The sequence below is a fragment of the Candidatus Albibeggiatoa sp. nov. BB20 genome, assembly GCA_016744725.1.
In the GTDB taxonomy this organism is placed as follows: Bacteria; Pseudomonadota; Gammaproteobacteria; order Beggiatoales; family Beggiatoaceae; genus Albibeggiatoa.
Window position 1 is genome coordinate 10747 of record JADGDW010000094.1, and the last position, 3514, is coordinate 14260.

The following is a 3514-nucleotide window of genomic DNA, read 5'->3' on the forward strand; positions in this document are numbered from 1 at the left end:
AGGGATAAGGAAAGGCCAAAATAGCGGTATCCAATTGTCCTGATTCTAATTTATCTAATAAATGCTCTGACTGATCTTCAATCAGTTGCAAAACTAATTGTGGAAATAATCGCCGTATCTCTGGCAAAATCCAAGGCAACAAATAAGGGCCAATAGTTGGAATCACCCCCAAACGTAACTTACCTGTTAATGGTTGATTAGCACATTGGCTCATTTCAAGCAATTCGGTGCTTAACTGTAAAATCTGCTGAGCTTGTGTCGCTATTTTTTCTCCCATCACAGTAGGAATCACTTTGTGTTTAGTTCGCTCGAATAAAGTCACACCTAATAAGTTTTCTAATTCTTGTATGCCTGAACTTAAGGTGGACTGGGTAACATGGCATTGTTCTGCCGCTTTGCCAAAATGGCGTAATGCCATCACCGCGTGCAAATACTGTAATTGTCTTATGGTTGGTAAATTCATAATCGTTTTTATCAATTAAACTTTGAAAAATTATCAATTGGATAAATCATAAACGGATTGTTAATCTATGTCCATCTCAACCCAGAACACCAAGACATAGGAGAACACGCATGAGTGAAATATCTAAAACCGTTCAAAATTTAGAAGCAGCTTTTGCTGGTGAATCAATGGCAAACCGTAAATACTTATATTTTGCCCGTCAATGTCGTGCATTAGGAGCAGAAGAGATTGCAGCCGTATTTGAGGAAACCGCACGTCAAGAAACCGCACACGCACTTAGCCATTTAGAATTGCTTTTCCCACCTGAAACCTTAAGCGTTGAGAAAATGTTATCGATGGCAATTGAAGGCGAAACCCATGAATATACGGAAATGTATCCTGCATTCAGACATACCGCGTTAGAAGAGCGTCATCATGCAGCGGTACAAGAAATTGATGAGCAAATTGCAGAGTCAAAACAACATGCTGAACAATTCATCACGATTTTAGAAACGGCGGCCAAACGTTTTTCCGCATTAGAAACAGTTGAAAAACGCCATGCTCAGCATTATCAAAATACTTTAGATCACTTTATAAAAAACTAACCTGTTTACCTCAATTATGGAGCATGAGCTAATGAAAAAATGGAAATGTATTGTATGTGATTTTATTTATGATGAAGCTGTAGGCTTACCTGATGATGGCATTGAAGCAGGCACAAAATGGGATGATATTCCCGAAGATTGGGTTTGCCCAACATGTGGTGTGAGCAAAGAAGCTTTTGAAATGGTAGAAATGTAACATTGTACTAATCAGTTTAACTGAAAACCAACTGAGCAATCTTAGTCCTTTGATTGTTCAGTTATTTTATTTTACAAGTGAACATGTGACAGTCAATGATATTGCTTTTCAGTGTGATGATAAGCGTATCCCATTGGAAATTAATGCAATCCTTATTTATGATTCACCAAATAAAATATCGTATGCGATTGCCGTATTTCAAGATATTAGCCAACGTATCTAAGCCGAAGAAAAGCAAATCTGATTTACTAAAGAACGTGAAGCTAAAGGGGGTGCGTTACAAGTGGCTAAAGCAGTTCAAGAGTCAGGCAATTAAAAATTACACATGCCCTTTCCTCGGGCCAGTATGTAACGCTAAGCATTGGTATGGCAAGCTTGATTCCAAATCAAAATGTATTTCTTGAAACCTTGATTAATCTAGCCGCTGTCGCTTTGTACAAATCCAAGCAACAAGTCCGTAATCAAGTTACATTGCGTACTTTGCATAATCACTAGTTCATCATAATATTACTGACTCCAAATCAACTGCATCAAAGGCAAGCTTGTTCCATTTGCATCGACAAAGCCCTCATTTAACTTAAGTTGGGTTTGGTAGCCATCTTGGCTGGCAATCAGTAATTTATTATTTAACAACCATTGTTTTTGTTCAGGAGGCATCATTATTTCGACTATATTCTTTGGTACTGATAGCGAAATACTTGCTTGTAAACGATTAATAAAACCAAAAGGATTGAGAATATTAGGTGGAGCTGAAGCATTCTCTGCAGCAACTTGTAAATTAAATTGGCCTGATAGTTCACCCGCTTGGGTTTGAACATGAAATTGACTAACATTGATCTCAGCTTGATGATTCAATAACGCCGCACCGTATTGTGCCAATAAAGTCAACTGCATAAAATTCCAGTCTGCGGCAGCAGCAGATTGCGGGTTATAGGCGCGAATGGCATTACGCCATTGAGTTAAAGTCGGTTCATGGATATGTTTCACTTCAGCATCAAAATAATGTGGTTGATAATGTTGCTGTCCAACTTGCAAATCTTGGGCTTCAGCATGGACAGAAAAATCTAAATATTCATCAATCAAATCATTATTAGCAATAATTTGGATTTTGTTTAACTGTATGGGTAATTGAGCAGAACCTTGAGCTGAAATTTTCTCAATTTGTAATTGCAACTGTCCCACATAAAGCTGCTGATTTTGTTTAGCTTGTCCATTGAGTTGTATGCCTTGTAATTCGAGCTTCCCATATTGGGTTTGTAAACTGAATTCAGGTACAACAAATTGATTTTCTAAATACTCTCCATTTAAACCGAAATTCACTTGTCCTTGTAAACCTTGCCAAATAAACGCTTGTTCCCCTTGACGCATTGAAAACGGCGCAACTTGTAAATAACTAGTTCCACCTGTAAGGTAAACATCTGTTTTCATAATAAAAGGGGCGCGACCTGCAAATATATATTGTAAAAAACTTTGGGTTTCAGTATCTGTTTTCAGAGTGGTTTTAATGGTTGTTGGCTGAAATGGCGTAATGCTGTGCTGAATATCATGTTTTAAGGTCACATATTGTTGGTTGAGCTGTTCAGGACGAAAAGTCGTTTGAGCCTGAGATTGAAACCAACCACGCTGATAATTTGCTCCAACAGGATGCCATTGGCCGACAATAGGCAAAGTTTGATTAAGGTTGGAAAACTCATGCTCTGCTTTAATCCCAATCCAATAAGGCACGATTAAGCTGACAATAACGATAATCACAATGCTTGGAAACAGCCATTTTTTCCACATGAGTTTGTTCCTATTAAAAATCTGAACCTATTTTATGTTACTCATGTTATGTGCACAATCTATTTAAATGCTGTAGCCACCTTGTTCTGTATGCCAAAAGCGCAAGAGAAAAAAGTGACGAGAGATCAACTTATTGGAAACGTGATTCATTGAGCTTGAACAGTGATAGAATTGGGAGTTATTCCAAGATTGTGGTCAGTTTATCACATGAAATCAGCCAGTTGAGGGACAGAGTTTAGAGCAATATTTTAGACGGTTTTTATAAAATACGAAAATAGTTTAATAAGTTGAAATGCTTATTTTTCTTGATTGAAAAGGTATCTGAACCATTGCGGATGATAATCAATGATTTTTATTTTTTTATAACTGATTGTTTTTTATGTATTTTAAATTCCAAGTTGAACCATAAAATATTTTATCTTTCAAATAGTTAACATTTTAGGTGATGGGGATTTTCAAAAACTGTCCTATGTATTGTTAAATACAACC

At 36.9% G+C, this 3514-nt stretch carries 5 protein-coding genes and 1 pseudogene; 4 read left to right on the plus strand and 2 right to left on the minus strand.

What is annotated here, in order from left to right; genetic code table 11:
* Positions 1–463: LysR family transcriptional regulator (locus tag ABXH34_RS11365; protein WP_353572003.1), on the minus strand; the 463-nt coding region annotated here is incomplete at its 3' end.
* A 110-nt stretch (positions 464–573) separates the two neighbouring features.
* Here ABXH34_RS11365 and ABXH34_RS11370 point away from each other — a divergent pair.
* From ABXH34_RS11370 to ABXH34_RS11385, 4 genes and pseudogenes are all read left to right on the plus strand, one after another.
* Positions 574–1047: a rubrerythrin family protein gene (locus ABXH34_RS11370; RefSeq protein WP_353572004.1), complete on the plus strand. Its 474-nt coding sequence runs from the start codon at positions 574–576 to the stop codon at positions 1045–1047.
* A 31-nt stretch (positions 1048–1078) separates the two neighbouring features.
* A complete protein-coding gene (locus ABXH34_RS11375; protein ID WP_353572005.1) occupies positions 1079–1243 on the plus strand; it encodes a rubredoxin in 165 nt (54 codons plus the stop codon).
* A 49-nt stretch (positions 1244–1292) separates the two neighbouring features.
* Positions 1293–1466 (plus strand): hypothetical protein, encoded by a 174-nt coding sequence (locus tag ABXH34_RS11380; protein ID WP_353572006.1) that lies wholly within the window; start codon positions 1293–1295, stop codon positions 1464–1466.
* An 86-nt stretch (positions 1467–1552) separates the two neighbouring features.
* Positions 1553–1738 (plus strand): annotated as a pseudogene (locus tag ABXH34_RS11385) (diguanylate cyclase domain-containing protein); the annotation flags it as partial.
* A gap of 12 nt (positions 1739–1750) precedes the next feature.
* Here the strand turns inward: ABXH34_RS11385 and ABXH34_RS11390 are convergent.
* A complete protein-coding gene (locus tag ABXH34_RS11390) occupies positions 1751–3025 on the minus strand; it encodes a DUF945 family protein (RefSeq protein WP_353572007.1) in 1275 nt (424 codons plus the stop codon).
* Between the last annotated feature and the right edge of the window lie 489 nt (positions 3026–3514).

Excerpts from the sequence above, each read along its gene's own strand:
- ABXH34_RS11370 (WP_353572004.1), top strand. The coding sequence starts at position 574 with ATGAGTGAAATATCTAAAACCGTTCAAAATTTAGAAGCAGCTTTTGCT.
- ABXH34_RS11375 (WP_353572005.1), top strand. The coding sequence starts at position 1,079 with ATGAAAAAATGGAAATGTATTGTATGTGATTTTATTTATGATGAAGCT.
- ABXH34_RS11390 (WP_353572007.1), bottom strand. The coding sequence starts at position 3,025 with ATGTGGAAAAAATGGCTGTTTCCAAGCATTGTGATTATCGTTATTGTC.